Consider the following 23,597-nt stretch of genomic DNA (forward strand, 5'->3'; position numbering starts at 1 on the left):
TCTCCAAAAAGTTTATTTTTTTAGACTTTTGTTTATTTGTTATGATTAATGATTATATTATACATATAATACTACTATATGTTCTATAGTATGTTTTTTTTAAAAAAAGTCAATACTATTTTATTTAAATACTTCTATTTTTTTTTTATAATAAAATAGAAGTATTTAAAAATCTAATCTTATTACTATATAAACTTAGTTATTTATTTTTTAAAAAAAATAAATCCAATTTTTAGAATTTTATGTAATATTTATATTTTATAGATAAAATTTTTGAAACTTTTACAGTGTTTCTGAATTTAATTGTAAAAATTTGATAATTCCCTCTGATGACGGTTCAATTGTTTTATTTCCATTTTTCCATCCAGCTGGACAAACATTTCCATTGATTTCAAATGTTTGTATTGCATTTAATATTCTTAGTATTTCATCTATGTTTCTTCCAATTGGTAGATCATTTATGCTTTGGTGTCGTATAATTCGGTTTTTATCTATTATAAATGTTCCCCTTAGAGATATTCCTTCATTCGGATGTTCTATTTCGTAAGATTTGCATATTGTATGTTTTACATCTGAAACCATTGTAAATTTAACAGGTCCAATTCCTCCATTTTTTATTGGAGTATTTCTGTATGTGTAGTGTGAAAACTGAGAATCTACAGATATAGATATTATTTCTGTATTTAAATTTTTAAATTTGTTTATTCTGTTATTTATAGATATTAATTCCGTTGGACATACAAATGTAAAGTTAAGTGGATAAAAAAATAGAACTACATATTTATCTTTAGTTTTTTCATATAAATTAAATTCATTAATTATTGAATTATTTTCAAGCACAGCTGGTGCTGTAAAATTAGGTGCTTTTTTACTAATTAATATTGTACTCATTTTGTGTTTTCCTATATTTTAAATTTTAATTATGTTAATTGTTTTGTAATATTGTTTTTAACTTTCCTTGATTAAAAAGATTTTCTATTATATCTGATCCTCCTATTAATTTTCCATTTACATATAGTTGAGGAAATGTTGGCCAATTAGAGTATTTTGGTAATGCTTTACGTATGTCAGTATTCTCTAATACATCTATATATCTAAAATTTTCTATGTTACAAGCAGTTATATATCTGATGGCTTTTTCAGAAAATCCACATTTTGGATTATCTGGATTTCCTTTCATATATAGAATAATTGGGTTTTCATTTATCTGTTTTTTGATAAGATTAATTATTAGTTGATTATGTTCGTTTTTTGTTTCTTTGTTCAAGGTAAAACCTCATTTATAATTTTGATTTTGTTTTTTTGTATTTAATAATAATTTATTAATGTTAAAATTGCAAATTTTTATAATGATTAAATAATTAATTTTTTACTCAAAAATTAATTTTTTAAAAATTTGATATTCAGTGTTTGAATTTTATTATTATTACTGTATAATAATGAGATCTAACATAATTATAGATTGAGGGGCTTTTAATATGTCATTTGATTTATCTCCACTTCCTTATGAAATGGATGCTCTTGTTCCTTTTTTATCTAAAGAAACTATTTTTTTTCATTATGAGAAACATCATCGTGCTTATTTAAATAATCTTAATAGGTTAATTATTGATACTCAGTATAAATCTTCTACTTTGGAAGATATATTACAATGTTCATCTGGAGATTTATTTAATAATGCTGCACAAGTATGGAATCATACATTTTATTGGAAGTGTTTAAGTCCTGTAGGTGGGGGAAATCCTGTTGGGAAAGTTCGTGATATTATTATTAGTAATTTTGGGTCATTTGATAAATTTAAAGATAATTTTACTAATAGTTCTTTATCTTTTTTTGGATCTGGATGGATTTGGTTGGTTTTAGATAGCAGAGATAATTCAATAAAAATTGAGACCACTATTAATGCATATAATCCGTTGATTCAAGGTAAAACTCCATTGTTAACGTTTGATTTATGGGAACATGCATACTATATAGATTATAGAAATTCTAGAATAGATTATATTAATTCATTTTGGAGTTTAGTAAATTGGGAATTTGTTAATAGTAAAATTTGTTAGTTTTTTTTAAAAATAGCTTATTTATTTATAAATGAATTTTTTTAAGTTTTATAATTTTAATATTGTATAAGAATTACATTCTAAATGTATATTTTATTTACTAGTATTAGCATACAATTTTTGTCTTATAATTTCATATAAACATATTCCTACTGATACAGAAATATTTAGGCATTTTAGTTCTTTATTGAATGTTGGAATTGAAAATAAAAAATCACAGTGTTGTTTGATAGAATGACGTATTCCTTTGTTTTCGGATCCGAATATTAAAGCAATGGATATTGATTTAAAGTTAGTTGTATATAAATTCTTTTTTGCTTCTGGAGTTGAACCAAAAATCCATATTTTATTTTTTTTTAAAGTTTTTATAGATCTGATCAAGTTAGTTGTTGTAATTATTGGTATATGATTTAATGATCCACAGGAAGATTTATTGATGATGTGGGTAAATTTTTTTATATTATTTTTTTTTGGTATTAGTATAAAATCTACTTTAAATAAGCTTGCTGTTCTTATGCATGAACCTAAATTTTGTGGATCTGTTATTCTATCTAATATTATTATTAGATTTAATTTTTTTTTGCTTTTAATTAATGCTTCTAGTTTTTTTTCATTATAAAAATATTTATTATTATTGATAATTGCAATAATTCCTTGATGAAGGATATTTGGATACATTTTTTTAATTTTATTTATTGGAGTTTTTTCAATAAAAATATTATTTTTATTAGCTAATTGAATAATTTTTTGAAATCGTATGTCATTTCTTGTTTTATTAATAATGATTTTTTTTATGTTTTTTTTAATATTTTTTTTATTATTTGTTAAAAGTAAGTGTACTGGATGAAATCCATATACATAATTATTATGCATAATTAAAGTTTATTGATAAGTTTGAGAATAATTTTTTTTTTATTTACATTAATTTTTGTTATTGATACATTTATGTTATCTCCTAGATTATATGTATTTTTATTTTTTTTTCCAATTAAATTATATTTAGTATTATTAAAAATATAGTAGTCGTCTTTTAGTGTTTTTATATAAATTATTCCTTTTGAATGCCATTTTTTTAAATCTACAATTATATTAAAACGAGTGATTGATATTATTGTACCTTGTATTTGTTTTCCTATTTTTTTTTGTAAAAAGTTGCATTTTAACCATAAAATTAGATTTTTTGTAACTTTGTCTGAACGTTGTTCTGTAAAACTGCAATGTTTACTTAATTCTTTAATGTCTTTTTGAGAATAGTAAAAATTTTTGGGTGATTTATATTTTATAATATGTGATATAGCCCTATGCATTAGTAAATCTGAATATCTACGTATTGGAGAAGTAAAATGTGTATATTCTTTGTAAGCTAGTCCAAAATGTCCAAAATTTTTTTCACTGTATTTTGCTCGTTTCATTGATTTTATTATTGTTGATTCAAGAAAGTAATATTTAGGGTTTTGATAAATTTTATTTATTATTTTTTGTATATTTTTTGATTGAATTGATTCATTATTTTTAGTTTTAAATCCTATTGCATTTAAAAATAGAAATAATTTTTTTATTTTTTTTTTGTCTGGATTTTCATGTGTTCTATATATAGATGGAATTTTATATTTTTTTAATAATTTTGCAATTTCTGTATTAACTATTAACATACATTCTTCAACAATTTCATGTGCATCATTTTTTTTTATAGATATAATTTTTTTAATTTTTTTTTCTTTGTTTAATTTTAGTGAAATATCTGTGTTATTTAATTTTAGTGCTCCACGTGATTTTCGATTTTTAAGTAAAATTTGTTTTAATTGATATAGTTTTTTGATAATAGTCCAATTTTTTTTGTGTTTATTGTCAATATTTTTTTTATTTATCCACTGATTTACTTGATTATAAGTGAGTTGAGCATATGAACGGAAAATTCCTTTATAAAAATATGTATTATTAATTTTTCCATTTTTGTGAATATTAATTTCAATAATTATGCATAATCTATCTTTGTTAGGTAATAATGAACATATATTGTTAGATAATTTTTCTGGAAGCATTGGTATAACTCTATTAGGGAAATATATAGAATTTCCTCTTCTTGCTGCTTCTTTATCAATTAGTGAATTAATTGGAATATAGTGACTAACATCGGCAATGGCTACATAAAGTTGATAGTTTTTTTTAGATGTTTGTTTGCAATATACTGCATCATCTAAATCTTTTGCATTTTCATTATCTATTGTAATAAATGGTATTGTTCTTAGATCTTTTCTTTTTTTGAATTCAGATTTTTTTATATATTGTGAAATTTTTTTTGTCTCGTTTAATATTTTTTTTGTCCATTTATAAGGAATATTATTGGATAATATTATTTCTTTTGTTTTTATTTCTGTTGTTATGTTATTGCCTAAGATTTTTATAATTTTTCCGTTTGTTTTATATTTTTTTGTTGAAAATGTAGTACTTACTAATACTATTTGTCCAGATATAGCTCCTAAATAAAATTTTTTATGGATGAAAATTATATTTTTTAATGATTTATTATAGGGAATAACATATCCTATATTTTTTTTTATAAAAAATTTTCCTATTTTTAAAGAACAATTTTTAATAGTTTTATGATTCATTTTTTTGTATTAATGGTAAAATATTGATAATTTTTGATTGTATATGTAGAAATATGTTTTTTTGAGAAAATATAATATTTTTTATTTTAATTCTTATTAACAAGTGTTTATTTTTTATAGAGTACAAGGATAGTAAAAAAATATATCTATATTTATGTAATTTTAAATTTTAAAATTATTTAATTTTTTAATATTATTCTAGCATAGTTTATTATATGATTGTAATAAATAGTTATTTTTTTAATAATATTTTGTATATAGAGATTTTAAGAAAATTATAATTTTTATAGAAATAGGGTTTGATTTTTGTTAAAAGATTTTATATAAAAATTTTATAGTGTTGAATTAAATATAGTTTATTAAAGAATAGATAATTTTTATGTAAGTTTATATTAAACTGATTAGTTTTATTTATTTTAATATATGGTTTTTGTTAAAATTTATATTAATAAAATATGAATTAGTGATTTTATAGATAAATTTAAATTTAGTTATGTTTGAGAATTTAACGAATAAATTATCATTTATATTTGATAGGTTTAAAAGAAAAAAAAATATTAGTAAAGATAGTATTTACTGGATGTTAAATAAAATTCGTATTTCTTTTATTGAATTAGGTGTGTCTATTGTTGTTGTTAATAATTTTATACAAAAGATAGAACAGAAAATATTGGGAGAAAAAGTATTATTTAATGAGAATTTATTTAAGTTTATTAAAAAAGTTATTTATGATGAGTTAGTTTTTATTTTAGGAGGTAAAGTATGTAATGAATTAGTTTTAAAGAGTTGTAATTTGAATTATAACTCTATTGCAATATTATTTTTAATTGGTTTACAAGGATCTGGAAAGACAACAACTTCTGCTAAATTGGCATTATATTTAAAAGAAAAAATGCGTAAAAATGTTATGTTATCTAGTTTGGATATATATAGACCTGGAGCAGTTGAGCAATTAAAGATTTTATCTGAGGAGGTTATGGTTCCTTTTTTTTCCTTAGATTTATTAAAAAATAAGTATAAACCAATAGATATTGCAAAGAAATCATTAAAAGAAGCAGAAAGATTAAATATGGATATAGTTATTTTTGATACAGCAGGAAGGTTGCATGTGAATTCTATTATGATGAAAGAGTTAAAAGATTTGTATGATAGTATTTATCCATCAGAAGTTTTGTTTGTGATTGATAGTATGGTAGGTCAAGATTCGATTAATATCGTAAAAAGTTTTTATAATTTTATTCCATTTACAGGATTTATCTTAACTAAAGTTGATAGTGATTCTCAATGTGGTGTAGCATTTTCTATAAAATATGTTGTTGATAAACCTATTAAGTTTATAGGAAACGGAGAAAGTATTTATGATTTTGAATTTTTTTATCCAGATAGAATAGCTTCTAACATATTAGGTATGGGTGATATTTTTGGTTTTTTTGATGAGATTCAAAAAAAAATGGATAATAATATTACGCATAAACAGGAAAGTACAGAATTATTTAATAGAGTTAGTGATGAAAGATTATTAAATTTAGAAGATTTTAAGAAATATTTATTAAATTTATATAAAATAGAAAATATTTCTAATTTAATAAATAAATTACCGAGTATTAATTTAAATTTAGAAAGAATAAAAAATTCTTTTAGTAAGCAGGAAATTAAAAAATATATTGCCATAATTGATTCTATGACTTTAATAGAACGTAATTTTCCTAAGATTATTATTGGTTCTCGAAAAAAAAGAATAGCAATCGGTTCTGGAACGAAAATTCAAGATGTTAATCGTGTGTTAAAAGAGTTTGATAGAGTAAATAAAATAATTAAAGATTATAAAAAAATTGATAATTTTAAGAAATTGTTTTTTTCTTTAAAAAAGTATAAAAAATGAATTAGCTGACAATTTTTTAGATTGTTTTTTTTTTAATATTATTAATAATATTAATATTTTTGATGTTTTTAGTTTTTGTTGTTATAGTGTTCTAGTCCTGGTACTTGAAAATATTTTTTATCTTGTAATCTTAAAGCTGTTAATTTTTTTCCCCATACGCATCCAGTATCTAATGGGTATATGTTTGGTTGCTTACATATACCGTTTAGTTTGGACCAGTGCCCAAATATAATATCTTCATGTATATTTTTTCTTGTAGGGACTTTAAACCATGGGAAATAATTGTTCTTTTTTAAATTAATATTTTTGTATTTTAATAATAAATTTCCATTTACATTACAGTATCTCATTTTTGTGAAGTAATTACTTAATCTTTTGTATTTATTAAAAATATATTTATATTTTTGGTAACTGATTTTTTTTTTGTATAATTGGTTGGTTATTGAAAAATATAGTCCTGTATTTATAAATATTTTTAATTGATTTGCATAAAATCTTGCTAGGATTGAATCCCATATGGGTGGGATTCCAGCATGACACATGATTATATTTAATTTTTTACTATAATGTAGAATAGATTGTTGTTTTAACCAATGTCCTAAATGTATTATGTCATGCGCTTGTAATATTGTTTTGGTTTTTTTGTCAATATATTTTGAAAATTGTTTATTAAATATACAATTAAGCAGATATAGATCGTGATTTCCTAAAGAAATATTTGGTTTTATGGATAAATTTTTTATAAAACGTAATACTTTTATAGAATTAGGTCCTCTATTTACTAAATCTCCTACAAACCAAAGTTTATCTTTTTTATCAGAAAAGTTAATTATTTCTAAAAGTTTCAATAAACTATCATAACATCCATGTATGTCTCCTATTGCGTAATCAGACATTGTTAAATAAAACAAAAGTTAAATATATTTGTGAAAATAAATAATAACAATAATATAGCATATTTTGTATGTTTTTATATAATTGTTTTATGTTCTATTATTAAAATTCATTGTAATAATAGTATCTATTTTATAGAGTGAGTATACGAAATATATCTTCATATGTGTTCAATTATATATTAGTAAAGATTGATTTTTTTTGACGTATCTAATATATTAGGTAGAGAGTTTTTTTATAAAATTTGTAATTCTGATATATTCATTAATGTGAATTTGTTCTGGTCTTAAATTAGGGTTTATTTGTAATTTGATAAAGTGTTGTTGTTTTAATATTGGTTTAAAATTATTTAATAATGTTTTTCGACGCATTGAGAAAGCTTTTTTTATTACTTTAGTAAGTAATAAATAATCTGTAATTTTACTTAAAGGATGATTATATGGAATTAGTTTTATCATTGATGAGGTTACTTTTGGTTTTGGAAAAAAATTTTTTGCTTTTACTGTAAATAGGTATTGAATTTTATAATTATATTGCATAATAATTGTTAGTTGACCATATTCTTTAGAGGATGGATTTGCTGTTAGTCTTAAAGCAACTTCTTTTTGTATCATGAAGTGCATGGTATTAATAAATTTTTTATATTTTATAAAATGCATTAATAGCTGTATAGATATGTTGTAAGGTAAATTTCCTATGATATACAAATCTTTACCCCATTGAGAGTAATCTATGTTTAATGCGTTTTTTATAATTAATTTTAATTTATTAGCATGTGGTAATTTAAGTAATGGTTTTTGAATTTTTTTATCTATATCTATTGCTATTAATTGATTTGATTTTTTTAATAGATATTTAGTTATAGCTCCTAAACCAGGTCCTATTTCTATGATTTTATTTTTTGGATTTATATTTAGTAAATGTAAAATTTTTTTAATTATTTTTTTTGATTTTAGAAAATGTTGTCCATATTTTTTTTGATAGATATGATGATGTTTTTTATACATTTTAATTTTTATTCATTGAGAAGTTTATTGTAATTAGTATAGGATATAATGTTATATTAGTAATATATGTTGTGATTAATTTATTTTATATTTTATATAATATAGAAATGAATTTTTTATTTTTTTTTAATAAAAAATTATTAGTATAGTAGTAGTTATTTGTTGCAGATTTAAAGAATTTGATTGATGTTTATATTTTATAAATTTACATTTAGTTAAATTTTATTTTAAAAATATTAATATTTTTTTATAGGAAATTTACTTTAGTATGGATAGTAATATAGAAATTTTAAAAAGTTTTATAAAAAAACAAGATATTAAGTTTGTTAATTTAAAATTTATAGATTTTTTTGGTAAATATCATGGAATTTTAATGTCATCTAAATTTATTAATGAAAATTTTATAAATTTTGGAAAAATAATTAATAGTTCTTTATTGAATAAATATTTTAAATCAGATTTTAAAGAATATAAATTGATTCCTGATATTAGTCATTTTTGGATTGATCCTTTTAGTCAGGAAAAGACTATTATAATTTATTGCGATATATTTGATTTTGAGAATAATGTATATTTATATTATGATTTTCGTTCTTTAGCGAAAAGAGTAGAAAACTATGTAAAAGCAAATAGATTTGCTAATAATCTTATATTTAAGGTGTCTCCTAATTTTTTTTTATTTGATGATGTGTTATGGAAAACAGAGATGAATGGAGTATTTTATCAGGTAAATTCTAAAATGTTAGATTGGAAAGTAAATAATCGTTTTGAAGAAAATTATATTTTTTCTTTAGATGAAATGTTTAATAAAGATACTACTGGACTATCAATAGATTTTTCAAAAGATATATGTTCTACTATTTCTAATACATTATTTTCAATAGGTATACCTGTTGAAATGTATTATTCAAACAAATTCAATAATAATCAATGTGTTTTAACTATGCAGAGCAATTCTTTATTAAATCAATCTGATTTTTTTCAGATTTTGAAGTATGTAGTTCATAATGTATCTTATAATTATGGTAAGACATCTACTTTTATGCCATATCCTATTGTTGGAATTAGAGATAACATTATGTATTGTAATCATTTTTTAGTAAAAGATAATATTAATTTATTTTTTTTGAAAAAAGATTATAATTATTCTTTAAGTAAAGATAATATTTTTTTTTATTATCTTAGTGGTATAATAAAGCATATTCGTGCTTTACAGGCATTTACAATGCCTAGTGTTAATAGTTATAAAGGAATACAAACAAATACTAATCGGTATATTTTTATATCTCGTTTTTATTTAGAAGATAAACAACAATCTTGTTATGAGTTTTATTCAACTAATAAAGATAGATATTATCAAATAAATATTTGTTTTATGGATTCGATAATTAATCCTTATTTGGCGTTTTCAGCTATTGTTATGGCTGGTATTGATGGTATTTTGAATAAAGTTTATTCCAAATTGTTAGATCAATATATTTTTTCTCAAGAATTTAAAGATAAATTTTATATAAATAATATAATTTTATGTAATTCTTTAGAAGAATCTATAGAATCATTAAAGAATGATTATAAATTTTTATTAAATGGAAATGTTTTTTCTAAAAAACTTATTCAAGATTATATTAAATTAAAAGAATTAGAAGTTAATAAATACAAATATTTAGTACATCCATTTGAATTTGAATTATACTATAATTATTAGTAATTATAATTTAAAAATTTAATTATATTTTATTTTAATTTTTAAATTAAATTAATTAGTTTTTTTATAAATTTTTAATATTTTAGAGTATATTTATATGTATATTATTGGTAAATTTATATAAATTTTTGTTATATATTTGATTATTATTTATTATTTATGATAAATAAAAAGCAAGTTTTTTTAAGTATATCTCATTTGAGAAATAATATTTTAGAACTTAAATCTATATTTAATTTTAATTATAAATGTAAACGTTTGGTTTATATAAAAAAAAAATTAGAGTCATATAATCTTATAAAAGATTTATTAAAAATAAAGTATTTTAGAAAGGAAAAGATAAAGTTAGAAGAAAAAATTTATGAAATAAGTAAATTAAGTAAATATGTAGATGACATTGAAAGTATATTTGATTTGGCTTGCAAAGAAGATAATCAAGATATAATTTTTGATATACAAAATGAAATAAAAAAAATAAATCAAAAGATCACAGAAATTGAGTTTAAATATATTTTTTCAGATAAGATGGATAAGAAAAATGCTTATATGGATATACAGTCTGGTTCTGGAGGAATAGATGCTCAAGATTGGTCTAATATGTTATTACGTATGTATTTACGTTGGGCAGATAAACATAGTTTTATTAGTGAATTACTTGAATGTTCTTTTGGAGAAATTGCAGGAATTAAAAGTGCTACTATAAAATTTTTTGGAGAATATACTTATGGATTACTTAAAACAGAAACTGGAATTCATAGATTAGTAAGAAAATCTCCATTTGATTCTAGTAATAGACGTCATACTTCATTTTCTTCTGTATTTGTATATCCAGAAATAGATGATAATATTAATGTAATGATAAATTTTTCTGATTTACGTATTGATACATATCATTCTTCAGGTGCTGGAGGTCAACATGTTAATTGTACTAATTCTGCTGTACGTATAACGCATGAGCCTACTGGGATAGTTGTTCAGTGCCAATCTCATAGAAGTCAGCATAGGAATAAAGCTCAGGCAATAAAGCAATTACGTGCTAAACTTTATGAAATTGAAGTAAGAAAAAAACAGGTTAAAAAAGAAGTTTTAAATTCTAATAAGTTAAAAATTAGTTGGGGATCTCAAATTCGATCTTATGTTTTGGATAAGTCACAAATTAAGGATTTGCGTACTGGGATTATAGTTAATGATGTTCAGTCAGTTTTATATGGTGATATAGATTTATTTATTAAATCTAATTTAAGAAAAAATGTTAGTAACTAAAGTTATATATAATAGTTATGATAAATAAGAATTATTTAAATAATACAAGTTTTGTATATAGAGTTCGTAAAGAAAAATTAATTAATTTAAGAAAACAAGGATTTAATTATCCGAATAATATTAATTATAAAGACTTAATTTCTGTAATTTTGTCTAAATATAAATATAAAGAAAAAGATTTTTTATTTAAAAACAAGATAAATGTAGTTGTTGCTGGACGAGTTATTTTAAGGAGAATTATAGGAAGAGCTGGTTTTTTTCATGTTCAGGATATATCTGGAAAATTACAAGTTTACATAAATAAAAAGGATTTTTTAGAATTGTTTAATAAACTTAAAGATTTAGATTTAGGAGATATTGTATGGATATCTGGTGTTTTATTTAAAACAAATACTGGTGAGATTACTGTTAGAGCTAATGAGATGGAATTATTAGCTAAATCTCTTCATCCAATGCCGGATAAATTTCATGGTCTTTCCGATAAAGAGATATGTTATAGAAAACGTTATATTGATTTAATCTCTAATGATAGAACAAGAAGAACGTTTTTATTGAGATCAAAAATAATAAGAAATTTAAGAATATTTATGGATAATAATAATTTTATAGAAGTTGAAACTCCTATGTTACAATCTATTCCTGGGGGTGGGGAAGCTAGGCCATTTGTGACTTATCATAATGTTTTAGATAAAAAAATATTTTTACGAGTTGCTCCAGAAATTTATTTAAAGAAATTAATAGTGGGTGGGTTTGAAAGAGTTTATGAGATCAATCGTAATTTTCGTAATGAAGGTTTATCTATATGTCATAATCCTGAATTCACTATGATAGAATTTTATCATGTGTATTCTGATTATCATTATTTGATGGATTTTACAGAAAAATTGATACATTATTTATGTGATTCTGTATTAGGAACAAGAGAAGTTGTTTATCAAAATCAATTAATTGATTTTAGAAAGCCTTTTTCTAGATTAACCATAAAGGAATCTATTGTTGCATATAATAAGGATATTGAAGAAAAAGATATTGATACATTGGACAAATGCAGAAAGTTTTTGGATAGTGTACATGTGATATATAATGAAATGGACAGTTTAGATCGTTTACATATGATAATGTTTGAGAAAACAGTAGAAAAGTTTTTAATACAGCCAACATTTATTACAGATTATCCTATAGAATTTTCTCCTTTAGCTAGAAGATGTGATTGCAATCGCAATATTTCTGAACGTTTTGAGTTATTTATTTGTGGATATGAAATAGCCAATGGTTTTTCAGAATTAAATGATCCTGAAGATCAAGAAATTCGTTTTAGGGAACAGATTATTAAAAAAAATATTGATGATGAAGAAAAAATGATGTATTTTGATTTAGATTATATCGAAGCATTAGAATATGGAATGCCACCTGTAGCTGGAGAAGGTATTGGAATAGATAGATTGGTAATGATTTTAACTAATTCTGTTTCGATTCGTGATGTTATTTTATTTCCGTTAATGCGATAGATTATATAAAGGTAAATTAGTTTTATTAGTATTTTAGAAAATTTGTTATATAGATATAAGAAGTAGTATTAAATTTTAAGTTTTCTTTCGATTATTAATAAATTTTTTCATAATTTTAAATAGTATTTTTTTAAAATATTTTTATTTATATTTAGTAATTTTTGTTGTCAATGAAATGGTTTTTATTTTATTTCAAATAATAATATAATAATATATTATGCATATTATAGGAATTTATTTGAATTTGTGAAGATCAAGAATTTACCAAAACATGTTGCTATTGTTATGGATGGAAATGGTAGATGGGCAAGGAATCATGGTTTGGCACGTGTTGATGGATATAAATATGGTATAAATGTTATTAAAAATATAATATTTTATTCTTTAAATCATAGTATACCTATTCTTAGTTTATTTACTTTTAGTAAAGAAAATTGGAGAAGACCAAAGGAAGAAATTGAATCTTTAATGCAATTATTTATTAGTGTTTTAGATAGAGAAATTGATGATCTTAACAATCATAATGTTTCTTTACGTTTTTTAGGTGAATGTAAAAAGCTTCCCAATCCTTTAAAAGATAGAATAAGAAAGACAGAATATATAACTAGAGATAATAAAAAATTAATTTTAAATATAGTAGTGAATTATAGTGGTAGATGGGATTTATTTCAAACAGTAAAAAATATTACAAGATTAGTTGCTTTAGGAAAAATTAATTATAAATTGATTAATAAATCATTAGTTTCTAAATTTTTATGTACTTATCCACTTCCTGATCCAGATTTATTTATTCGTACTAGTGGGGAGAAGAGAATAAGTAATTTTTTTTTATGGCAATTAGCATATACTGAATTATATTTTACTGATGTTTTATGGCCAGATTTTACAATTAAAGATTTTGAAAAAGCTTTAAAAGATTTTAGTTTAAGAAATCGTCGTTATGGTAATATTTAAAAAAATATAAAGTGAAATAAAACAGTGTTGATATTAAGATTTATAACTTCTTTAATTTTAATTCCTTTAGTTTTGGTTATCATTAAATATTCTGATTATTATTTTTTTATATTAATGATGTTTTTGTTATCTATAATTTGTAGTGTTGAATGGATGTATTTAATTCCGTTAAGTACAATATGGGAAAGATTAATATTTATTATTGTAATGTTATTTTTTATTTGGACATTAATTTTTAGTATTTTTAATTATTATTTGCTATTAATTTTATTAATTTGGATAATATTATTATGTTTTATAGTAATGTTTCCTACATTAAAATGTGTTTGGAACAATAAATTTGTAGTATTTTTGTTTGGATTAGTAGTTTTAAGTTCGTTTTTTGGAAGTTTAGTTAAAATATATGAATATAAAAATGGTAAATATTTAATGATTAATTTATTTTTTTTAGTTTGGACTTCAGATATTGGTGCATATTTTTTTGGGAAAAAATATGGAAAATATTTAATAGCTAGTGAAATAAGTAAGGGAAAAACAATTGAGGGATTTTTAGGAGGGAGTTTATGTGTTTTATTTTGTGGTTTTTTAGAATATAAGTTGTTTCATGTAATAAATAATATTTATTATTGGATAGTTATTATGTTTACTATTATAGTAATGTCGTTATTTGGAGATTTATTTATTAGTATGCTTAAGAGAAGAGTTTTTTTAAAAGATATAAGTGGTTTTTTGCCAGGTCATGGTGGATTTTTAGATCGTTTGGATAGTTTATTGACTTCTGCTTTTTTTTTTATTTAATGATAAAGATATTCAATCAATTAAAATTTTGAGATATTAATAAAAAATTGGTTTTATATTTCCTTTTAGGAAAAATTCATGATAAATATTATTGATAATTTTGAGAATTTGTAAATTGGTTTTATTGATTAATAGATGTTTGATTTAAACAGAATTTAGTTTTCATAAAATTTAATAGGATATGTATTTTTTTAGATATATTTAATATTTAAAGTTTTGTCAATTAATTGTTATATTAATTTATTTTAGATTGATGGTAAATTTGTTGTTAGTGATAGTTTTATGTATAGTTTAATATAGGATTAAAATAGAATGATACAATTTTTCTTGAATTTTTTTAAAATTTTATTTAAGAATATATTATTTTTTTTAATTTATTTTTTTTATAGTAATGTAACTAATATTTCTTATGCATTTGTAATTGATAAAATTAGAATATATGGTTTAAAACATATTAATTCTAATAATATTTTACATTATTTTTCAAATATAATAGGAAAAAATATAAGTTTTGTAGATCTTAATAAGATTAATAATAAATTAAATTATACTGGTTTATTTCAGTTTGTTTCTTTAAAAAAAATAAATAATATATTGTTAGTTAGATTAATAGAAAAGTCAGTTATTAGATCTGTAAGTATTTTTGGTTCAATAAATAGTATTGATATTAATTTAATTATGAATTTACAGAAAAAATTGGGAATAATAAAAGGGTCTATATTTAATAGTAATATTTTATTGCGGTTTAAGAAAGATTTTGAAAAGATTTTATTTTTTAATGAAAAATATAATTTGTATGTCAAATACAAAATACAGTTTTCAAAAATTAATTATGTAGATATAAAATTTTTTATTTCTTCCAAACCTTTATTTTTGATTAGAAAAATTAGATTTATTGGTAATAGTTCTTTTTCTGAAAGAAAATTATTATTTAATTTTAATATTTTTAAAGAAAAAATTTTTGGTTTTTTAGGTAAAAGAAATAGGTTTTCTATAGAATCTATAAAAATGATTTTATTAAATGTACTCAAGGTAATTTATATTAATAATGGATATATAAAGTTTAAAGTTTTATCTATTAATATTAATTTATTATCAGATAAAAGAAGTGTTTCTGTTAAAGTTGTATTATATGAAGGAAAACAATATCGATTTTCTGGTTTTTCTTTTTTTGAAAAAAATAATATTATTTCTTTTAATAAAATGATAAAAATAATTAATGTTAAAAGAGGTAATATATTTTCGTGGTCAGTTATTAATAATAATATAATATTAATCAAATCGGAATATAGTAAATTAGGTTATGAATTTTCTGATGTTGGTGTGATATTTAATATTAATGATAGAGATAAATTAGTATTTGTTATTTTTGATGTATCTCCAGGAAGACGTATGTATATTAGAAAAATAAGATTTCATGGAAATAAAAAAACTGCGGATTATGTATTAAGAAATATGATGGTTCACAGTGATTTTGGTAAGTTATTATCTTTATATAATATAAGAGAATCTGAAAAAAGAATAAAATCTTTAGGTTATATAAATAATGTTTATACTAAAATTAGTATAGTAAAAGATAGTAAAGATCAGGTAGATATAGATATTTATATTAAAGAATCTTCTTCTAAAAAGATAAATTGTTCTATTGGGTATGGATTAAGTGGTTTACAATTAAATTTATTTGTTCAAGAATTAAATTTATTTGGCAGTGGAAATTTATTGAGTTTTAAATTTAATAATGTTAATTATAGTAAAGATTATTTTATTAATTATATAAATCCATTTTATAAATCCAAAATTGAATATGGAGTTAATTTGTATTGTCATAGAGAAAGTTCTAATAAATTAGATGTTTTTTCTTATCGATCTGATAAATTTGGTTTTGACTTAAATTTCAATATATTTTTAAATAAAAAGAGTGATTTTAAGTTTGGTTTTGGTTATGAAAATTTAGGAATAAAACATGTAAGAAAAAATATGAGATATATACAGAGGTTTATTGATATGAATGGAAAAGATTTTAATCAATTTCGTATTTTTAGTAATTTACTTTATCATAGTTATGATAGAGAAATATTTCCTACTTCTGGATTGGATTGTTTAATTAATTTATTACTATCTTTTCCTATCGATATTAATTCTTTGTTTTATTATAAAATTGATTATAAAGGTCAGTGGTATATTAATTTAGGAAAAGGTTTTATTTTTTTTGTGTCCAATAATATTGGTTATGGAAATTCATTTGATAAACATGATAGTTTACCATTTTTTGAAAATTATTATGCTGGTGGGATATCTAAGTTTGGTCAAGTTAGAGGGTATGAAGTTAATTCCTTAGGTCCAAAAGATGATTCTGGAAAAATAGTTGGAGGAAATTTATTGATTGGTGGAAGTTTTAATCTTATTTTTCCGTATCCGTTTACTAATGAAAAAGTTCGAAGTTCTGTTTTTCTAGATATTGGTGAGGTCTTTTCTTATAAGACTTTTAAGTATTTATCTGGTAAAAATTATGGGTATTTACGTTACTCTTCTGGTTTGTCAGTGGAATGGAAATCTCCTTTTGGATTAGTAATGTTTTCTTTAGCAACTCCGTTAAATAAGTATTCGTTTGATCAGTGCAAGTTTTTTCAATTTTCTATGTTGTCATAATATATTTTATGAAAAAGAGTTTTCAGTATTTTTTATTTTATTAAGATTTGATTTATTATTGATCTTAATTTTAGTTTAATATTATTAAAAAGATGGATGATATAAGTTTTGTTTTTGTGTAAATATTTATTGTTAAATTAATTTATTTTTTTTAGAAAAAACTTTAAATATTATAAATGAAACGTTAGTTTAAATTATATAGAAGAAAATATATTTTAGTGTAAGTTATAATTTTTTGGATATGAATGATTTGATATATATTAATAATATAATGAGCTTATTGCCTCATCGTTATCCATTATTATTAATCGATAGAGTATTAGAATACAAAGTATTTCAATACTTAGTAGCTATAAAAAATGTTTCAATTAATGAAATATTTTTTATTGGGCATTTTCCTAAAAATGCGATTATGCCTGGAGTTTTAATATTAGAGTCGTTAGCGCAAGCAGGTGGAATTTTATCAAGTTTATCCAATTTACCTAGAAAAGGTTATAAATTTTTATATTTATTTTCTTCTATTAATAATGTTAAATTTAGGAATACAGTTATTCCTGGAGATCAGTTGTATTTGAAAGTTAGTATTATTAAAAGAAGAAAAAATTTTTGGAAGATATATGGGGAATCATTGGTTAATAATAAGATTGTTTGTTCTGCTGATTTTATGTGTTTTGCAAAAGAAGTTGAAATTGATAAATAAAATAATTTTAAATATTATTTATTTTGTAATATTTTAGGTATATATAATTTTTGATTATTACTTGATTTATGTAGATTTTATAAATTGTTAAATAAATGTAGTTTTTTAGAGATTTTATCAATTTATTTATTAAAAATAATTGGGGAAAAGATCATTTTATTTTATGTAATTAATATTATATAATTTTATTTATTATTTTTTAGTTAGATTTTTAGTTAGGATTATTAGGGTATTTATAGTGTTAGATATTAAATTGTTACGTAAACGTCCTGAATATGTTAAAGGTGAACTTTTAAAACGTCAATTTTTTTTTGATGCAGATTTATTTGGTAAACTTGATAAAGATAGAAAATTTTTACAATGCTCTATACAAGATTTAAAGAGTAAAAAGAAGAAGTATTCTAATTTTATTAAAATTTCTGATGATGGGAAGTGTAAAAATATAGATTATTTTTTTAATAAAATTAATTTTATTAATGAAATTTTAAAAACTAAGATGTTTAAGTTAAAAAAAATTTTGGAACAAATAGAAGTTATTCTTTTATCGTTACCAAATTTTCTTCATTATTCTGTTCCATTGGGAAATAAAAATGAGGAGATAAGAACATGTGGGTCTATTTCAAAATTTAGTTTTCCTGTAAAATCTCATGATGAGTTAGGAAAAGGATTGGGACAAATAGACTTTAATAGTGCTTCTAAAATTGTTGGAAGTCGATTTGTTGTGATGAGTGCATATATTGCTAGATTACATAGAGCTTTAATTCAATTTATGATGGATGTTCATGTCCTTGAACATGATTATCAAGAAATATATATTCCGTATATTATTAATAAAAAGAGTTTATTTTGTACTGGTCAGTTACCTAAGTTTTCAAATGACTTATTTAAATTATGCGGTAAAGAAGATTTTTATCTTATATCAACTTCAGAAATACCTGTTACTAACATTGTTAGAGATGTTATTTTGATAGAAAAAAATTTGCCAATTAAGTATGTTTGTTGTTCTCCTTGTTTTAGAAAAGAAGCAGGTTCTTATGGGAAAGATAGTAAGGGAATGATAAGACAGCATCAATTTGAAAAGGTTGAGTTAGTATGGATAACTGTTCCTGAGAAATCTTATGAATCTCTTGAGATTTTAATAAATCATGCTGAGGTTATTTTAAAACGTTTAGAATTACCATATCGTGTTATGAATTTATGTAGGAAAGATATTGGTACTAATTCTTCTAAGACTTATGATTTAGAAGTATGGTTTCCTAGTCAAAATTGTTATAGAGAGGTTTCTTCTTGTTCCAACATGGAAGATTTTCAATCTCGTAGAATGAAAACTAGATATAGAGAATACAATACAAATAGAATTAAGTTAGTTCATACGTTAAATGGTTCAGGTTTAGCAGTTGGTCGGATATTAGCTGCTATTATGGAGAATTATCAAGATGAAAATGGAAATATTTGCGTTCCAAGTGTTTTAAAAACTTATTTGTCTGGATTGGATATAATAAAGCCTTGTTCTAAAAAGTTATATTAATTAGTGTATAAAATTGTTTTATACTAATTTAATTAATTTTTTATATATAAATTATAGGATGATTTTTTTATATTTAATTTTATTAATTTAAAATTAAGAATTAATTGATATAATAATTATTTATTAAAAATTGATTTTTTATTTTTTGGAATTTTTTATTGATTAATTAATAATTAAAAATTAAAGTATTGGTTTATTTTTTAATTTACTAAAATATTTTAGTTACATTTTATTAATTATATTATTATTATTTTTTTTTAAATATAAATTATATTTTTTGTATTTTTTATATATAAAATATATTATAATATATAAAAAATATAATATTTGTTTTTTTAAATTTATATTTTAAGACTAGAAAAGAATTATTATTTATATTTATTGATTTAGATAATGATTACTGTAGTAAAAGATTTTTTTATTATTAAAAAGTTTATTTTATAAAGTGAGGAAAATATGTCACAAAGAGTAACTGGTCGTGTTAAGTGGTTTAATGAAAAGAAAGGATATGGTTTTATCAGTAAGAATGAAGGAGAGGATATTTTTGTACATTATAAAGATATTCAAAGTCCAGGATTTAGAACATTACATGAAAATGATTTAGTTAGTTTTGTGTTAGGAAAAGGTCCTAAGGGATTTAAAGCGCAAGATGTTGTAGTTATGAATGAATAATTGTTAATTTTAGCTTTAAAAATATTTTTAAAAGTTTTATAATAATTGTTTGTAGGGTGGATTATTTGTTTTTATATACGTTTTATAAAACATATATAATGATATTTTATGTATGTTTTTTAGTTTTTAGTTTTATAAATTTAGTAAATATATAAAAAATTATTTTATAAATAAGTAGTTGATACTATATATCTATATAAGTGTAACTTTATAAGTAATAAAATATATAAATATTTAGGATATTAAATAATGTTTCATTATTCAATGAATAGATTTCTATTTTTAGAATAGTAGTTTCTATTATCTTATTTTTATAGTTTTATATTTTATATAATATAATATTTAAAAATTTTTTTTAAGTAATTTTAAAGGAAAAATTAATTTTTATTATTATTTAATAAATCTAAATTGTTATTTGAATTTAGTGTTAATTGAAATTAAATATTATTATTGATTTGTTAGTTATGAAATATAAAAGTGTTTTTAGTGAAAATATTTTGCTTTTAAATAAAATTTTTTTAATTTTTTTAAATCCACTGTTTTTAGCTTTTTATTTATTTTTGATAATATTGTTTTTTTTTATGATTTAATTTTCGTTATATATGTTAGTAAATTAAAAATAAGATTTTTTGTATTTTTTAATTGGCTTACTAAATTTGGAGTATGGTATACATATCTAATATTTTTTATATTTTTTATTATTTATTTTAGATATTTTTATATGTCTTTTATATGGTTTTATAGATTTTTATTTCTTTTTTTATGTATATTTATACCAAATATTTGTTGTGGATTTTTAAAAATTCTAATTGGTCGTTCTAGGCCAAAGTTATTTTTTCTTGAAGGATTATATGGCGTATATGGTTTAAAGTTTAACAATTTTTTTTGGTCTTTTCCTTCTAGTCATACAACGACTATCATTAGTATAGCATTAGGAATTTCCACCATATATCCTTATTTTTTTTATATATTAATATTTTTTGCTTTTATTGTATCTTTTTCTCGTGTGTTGCTTATGCAACATTATTTAACTGATGTATTAATAACTATTTATATAACATTTTTAGAGGTTAATTTTTTATTTATATTTTTAAAAAAAAAATTTTTTATTGAAGTTTTAAAATTTATGTAGTCATTTTTTGGAATTAATTTATTAGTGCTATAATATGAAATAGTTTTTATATTTTAGTGATAATATTTTGTATTAATTTATTGAGTACTTAATAGTTTTAGGTAATTAAATGTTGAAAAAATCTTTATATCGAATTACATTTTCGAATCAAGATGTAGTATATGAAATATATGCTAGTAAAATTTCTGAAAGTGAGATATTTGGTTTTATTGAAGTAGAAGATTTTATATTTGGAGAGACTACTTCTTTTATTGTAGATCCTTCTGAAGAGCGTTTGAAAATAGAATTTGGTAGTGTTTTAAGAACATTTATTCCAATGAATTCTATATTTAGAATAGATGAAGTTAGAAAAAGGGGTGTTTCTAAAGTTTATGATCGTACAAAAAATATTGGTAAACTAAATGTTTTTCCAATTCCAAATAAAAATAAAGAGTAAATATTATATATAAAAAAATATGTTTATTCCACTAAAAATTAGAAAGATTTATAAAGAATCGGTATGTTTATTTAAAATAGAAGAGATAGAAGCTGCTTTAGACAAAATGGCTATCAGTATAAGTAATGAGTTGTATGATAAAAATCCAGTTATAGTATGTGTTATGGTTGGAGGATTAGTTTTAATGGGAAATTTATTAATTAGACTTAATTTTCCATTAGAAGTAGATTATATTCATGTTACTCGTTATTGTGGAGATATCAATGGTGGAATTTTAAAATGGAAAGTAAAACCTAGAATTAATTTAGTTAATCGTACAGTGTTGGTTGTAGACGATATTTTAGATGCTGGAATTACTTTATCTAAAATAATTGAAAAAATAAAAAAAATGAAAACAAAAAAAGTTTATAGTGCTGTTTTGGTAGATAAAAAAAATGAAAATCGTGTTTCTTCAAATTTTAAAAATGCAGATTTTATTGGATTAAGAGTTAAAAATAATTTTATATTTGGTTATGGTATGGATTATAAAGAATATTTGCGTAATGCCCCTGGTATATTTATGCTATCTAAAGATAAAAAATAGTTTTTTTTATAAATTTATATGTTTTTAGAGAGTTTAATATTTATTAATTATATGAAATATATATTATCATATTATGAGTACACTTAATAATAATTGTTTTTTTAATGAGTGTATTGATTTATAGATTCTATTGGAACAGAAATTTTTTTTATTCGATCTTTTATTGCTTCCCATTGCGTTGTATTGGGTGGCATTTCAATTGCTATTATTTTTGCTATTGATTTTTCTGCTTTCCATAGTTGAAAATAAAATTCGAATGTACTTTGCTTAATTTTATTTGAAAATTTATAAAATAATGATGTTTGTGGTACTAATTTAATATTAGAGAACGCCAATATATATATTGACATTTGGTTTTTTTTATAAAAATTTTTGATTGTATCTATATTTTTAAAAAAATATAATGGTTTATTAAATAAGTAATTTTTATTAAATTGATTGGAATGAATAGTTATATGTTTTTTTTGTTTTTTTTGATAAAAATTGTTAATTTTTTTTGTTTTTAAAAGTATATTTTTTATACTTTCAGAGTTAATAGCACCTAATCGTAATATGTTTAATTTATTTTTTTTTGTTGCATCTATCACGGTTGATTCTATACCGATAGAACATCGGTTCCCATTTAAAATAAGTATGTTTTCATTTTTTAGATATTCTTGTGTATGTTTAGCTGTAGTTGGACTTATTTTCCCAAAAGTGTTTGCTGATGTTATTACTAAAGGTATTTTTAGTTTTTTTAAGATAGAATATAAGATGGGATGTGAAGAGCATCTTAATGCTATAGTGTTTGTATGAGAGATTATTAAAGGGTTGATATGTATATTTGGTTTTGCTTTCATTACTAATGTTAACGGTCCTGGCCAAAAATTTTTGGTTAGTGTATAAACATATTGTGGAACGAAAGAAATCCATTGTTTTATATTCCAATTTTTATTTATATGTATAATTAGTGGATAATTGAAAGGCCTTTTTTTTATGAAAAATATTTTTTTAATAGATTTAACATTATAAATATTGGTTGTTAGTCCATAAACTGTTTCTGTTGGTATTGCTACAATTTTTCCTTGTTTAATATAAGAAATAGCAAGTTTGATATTATTAGTAATAAAACTCATGTTTTGTTGTTTTATATTAAAAAGAATAATAGTTTTTATTTTATATAAAAAATATAAATTCTTATAAATGTTTAGTTTTTTTTAAAAGAGTGTGTGATA

At 21.0% G+C, this 23,597-nt stretch carries 21 protein-coding genes; 14 read left to right on the forward strand and 7 right to left on the reverse strand.

Features of this window, described 5'->3' with window-relative positions; all coding sequences use genetic code 11:
* Positions 1–282: 282 nt before the first annotated feature.
* A complete protein-coding gene (locus CCU22_RS01890) occupies positions 283–891 on the reverse strand; it encodes a peroxiredoxin (RefSeq protein WP_100114897.1) in 609 nt (202 codons plus the stop codon).
* A 34-nt stretch (positions 892–925) separates the two neighbouring features.
* Positions 926–1,180: a glutaredoxin family protein gene (locus CCU22_RS01895; protein ID WP_100115041.1), complete on the reverse strand. Its 255-nt coding sequence runs from the start codon at positions 1,178–1,180 to the stop codon at positions 926–928.
* 298 nt (positions 1,181–1,478) lie between these two features.
* On the opposite strand from CCU22_RS01895, the gene CCU22_RS01900 reads away from it, so the two are divergent.
* A complete protein-coding gene (locus CCU22_RS01900; RefSeq protein ID WP_100114898.1) occupies positions 1,479–2,060 on the forward strand; it encodes a superoxide dismutase in 582 nt (193 codons plus the stop codon).
* 93 nt (positions 2,061–2,153) lie between these two features.
* On the opposite strand, the gene rlmB is transcribed toward CCU22_RS01900, so the two are convergent.
* Both rlmB and rnr read right to left on the reverse strand, forming a co-directional pair.
* Entirely contained in the window at positions 2,154–2,933 is a 780-nt protein-coding gene (gene rlmB, locus CCU22_RS01905) for a 23S rRNA (guanosine(2251)-2'-O)-methyltransferase RlmB (protein ID WP_100114899.1), read from the reverse strand.
* Positions 2,934–2,935: 2 nt separating this feature from the next.
* Positions 2,936–4,672 (reverse strand): ribonuclease R, encoded by a 1,737-nt coding sequence (gene rnr / locus CCU22_RS01910; RefSeq protein WP_100114900.1) that lies wholly within the window; start codon positions 4,670–4,672, stop codon positions 2,936–2,938.
* 493 nt (positions 4,673–5,165) lie between these two features.
* Here rnr and CCU22_RS01915 point away from each other — a divergent pair, with 493 nt between their 5' ends.
* Positions 5,166–6,554, forward strand: coding sequence for a signal recognition particle protein (locus CCU22_RS01915; RefSeq protein WP_100114901.1), 1,389 nt, complete (start codon positions 5,166–5,168; stop codon positions 6,552–6,554).
* 68 nt (positions 6,555–6,622) lie between these two features.
* Here CCU22_RS01915 and CCU22_RS01920 read toward each other — a convergent pair whose 3' ends face one another.
* Together CCU22_RS01920 and rsmA are read right to left on the reverse strand one after the other, a co-directional pair.
* A complete protein-coding gene (locus CCU22_RS01920) occupies positions 6,623–7,450 on the reverse strand; it encodes a symmetrical bis(5'-nucleosyl)-tetraphosphatase (protein WP_100114902.1) in 828 nt (275 codons plus the stop codon).
* A gap of 216 nt (positions 7,451–7,666) precedes the next feature.
* Positions 7,667–8,455, reverse strand: a complete 789-nt coding sequence (rsmA, locus tag CCU22_RS01925; RefSeq protein ID WP_100114903.1) for a 16S rRNA (adenine(1518)-N(6)/adenine(1519)-N(6))-dimethyltransferase RsmA — start codon at positions 8,453–8,455, stop codon at positions 7,667–7,669.
* A 268-nt stretch (positions 8,456–8,723) separates the two neighbouring features.
* On the opposite strand from rsmA, the gene CCU22_RS01930 reads away from it, so the two are divergent.
* The 12 genes from CCU22_RS01930 to CCU22_RS01985 all read left to right on the forward strand — a co-directional run bounded on the left by CCU22_RS01930 (position 8,724) and on the right by CCU22_RS01985 (position 22,383).
* Positions 8,724–10,160 carry a glutamine synthetase beta-grasp domain-containing protein gene (locus tag CCU22_RS01930; RefSeq protein ID WP_100114904.1) on the forward strand — a complete coding sequence of 479 codons (1,437 nt, stop codon included), beginning with the start codon at positions 8,724–8,726 and terminating at the stop codon, positions 10,158–10,160.
* 159 nt (positions 10,161–10,319) lie between these two features.
* Positions 10,320–11,423, forward strand: a complete 1,104-nt coding sequence (gene prfB / locus CCU22_RS01935; RefSeq protein ID WP_100114905.1) for a peptide chain release factor 2 — start codon at positions 10,320–10,322, stop codon at positions 11,421–11,423.
* A 17-nt stretch (positions 11,424–11,440) separates the two neighbouring features.
* Positions 11,441–12,931 (forward strand): lysine--tRNA ligase, encoded by a 1,491-nt coding sequence (lysS, locus tag CCU22_RS01940; RefSeq protein WP_100114906.1) that lies wholly within the window; start codon positions 11,441–11,443, stop codon positions 12,929–12,931.
* Between the two features lie 285 nt (positions 12,932–13,216).
* Positions 13,217–13,885, forward strand: coding sequence for a polyprenyl diphosphate synthase (uppS, locus tag CCU22_RS01945; protein ID WP_100115042.1), 669 nt, complete (start codon positions 13,217–13,219; stop codon positions 13,883–13,885).
* A 24-nt stretch (positions 13,886–13,909) separates the two neighbouring features.
* Positions 13,910–14,683 (forward strand): phosphatidate cytidylyltransferase, encoded by a 774-nt coding sequence (locus CCU22_RS01950; protein WP_100114907.1) that lies wholly within the window; start codon positions 13,910–13,912, stop codon positions 14,681–14,683.
* Between the two features lie 312 nt (positions 14,684–14,995).
* Positions 14,996–17,332, forward strand: coding sequence for an outer membrane protein assembly factor BamA (gene bamA / locus CCU22_RS01955; RefSeq protein WP_100114908.1), 2,337 nt, complete (start codon positions 14,996–14,998; stop codon positions 17,330–17,332).
* A 241-nt stretch (positions 17,333–17,573) separates the two neighbouring features.
* Positions 17,574–18,032 (forward strand): 3-hydroxyacyl-ACP dehydratase FabZ, encoded by a 459-nt coding sequence (gene fabZ / locus CCU22_RS01960; protein WP_100115043.1) that lies wholly within the window; start codon positions 17,574–17,576, stop codon positions 18,030–18,032.
* Positions 18,033–18,270: 238 nt separating this feature from the next.
* Complete coding sequence (gene serS, locus CCU22_RS01965) at positions 18,271–19,560, forward strand: serine--tRNA ligase (protein WP_100114909.1); 1,290 nt, start codon at positions 18,271–18,273, stop codon at positions 19,558–19,560.
* Between the two features lie 456 nt (positions 19,561–20,016).
* On the forward strand, positions 20,017–20,232 hold the full coding sequence (locus tag CCU22_RS01970; RefSeq protein WP_100114910.1) for a cold-shock protein: 216 nt from the start codon (positions 20,017–20,019) through the stop codon (positions 20,230–20,232).
* Between the two features lie 721 nt (positions 20,233–20,953).
* Positions 20,954–21,364 (forward strand): phosphatase PAP2 family protein, encoded by a 411-nt coding sequence (locus CCU22_RS01975; RefSeq protein WP_100114911.1) that lies wholly within the window; start codon positions 20,954–20,956, stop codon positions 21,362–21,364.
* A gap of 109 nt (positions 21,365–21,473) precedes the next feature.
* Positions 21,474–21,800: a DUF1820 family protein gene (locus CCU22_RS01980; protein WP_100114912.1), complete on the forward strand. Its 327-nt coding sequence runs from the start codon at positions 21,474–21,476 to the stop codon at positions 21,798–21,800.
* A 19-nt stretch (positions 21,801–21,819) separates the two neighbouring features.
* The gene (locus CCU22_RS01985) at positions 21,820–22,383 is read left to right on the forward strand and encodes a hypoxanthine-guanine phosphoribosyltransferase (RefSeq protein WP_100114913.1); all 564 of its coding nucleotides are present in this window, start codon (positions 21,820–21,822) and stop codon (positions 22,381–22,383) included.
* Between the two features lie 101 nt (positions 22,384–22,484).
* Here CCU22_RS01985 and CCU22_RS01990 read toward each other — a convergent pair whose 3' ends face one another.
* Positions 22,485–23,498, reverse strand: coding sequence for an L-threonylcarbamoyladenylate synthase (locus CCU22_RS01990; protein WP_100114914.1), 1,014 nt, complete (start codon positions 23,496–23,498; stop codon positions 22,485–22,487).
* Between the last annotated feature and the right edge of the window lie 99 nt (positions 23,499–23,597).

Origin of the sequence: Candidatus Legionella polyplacis (assembly GCF_002776555.1) — a bacterium.
Lineage (GTDB): Bacteria > Pseudomonadota > Gammaproteobacteria > Legionellales > Legionellaceae > Legionella_E > Legionella_E polyplacis.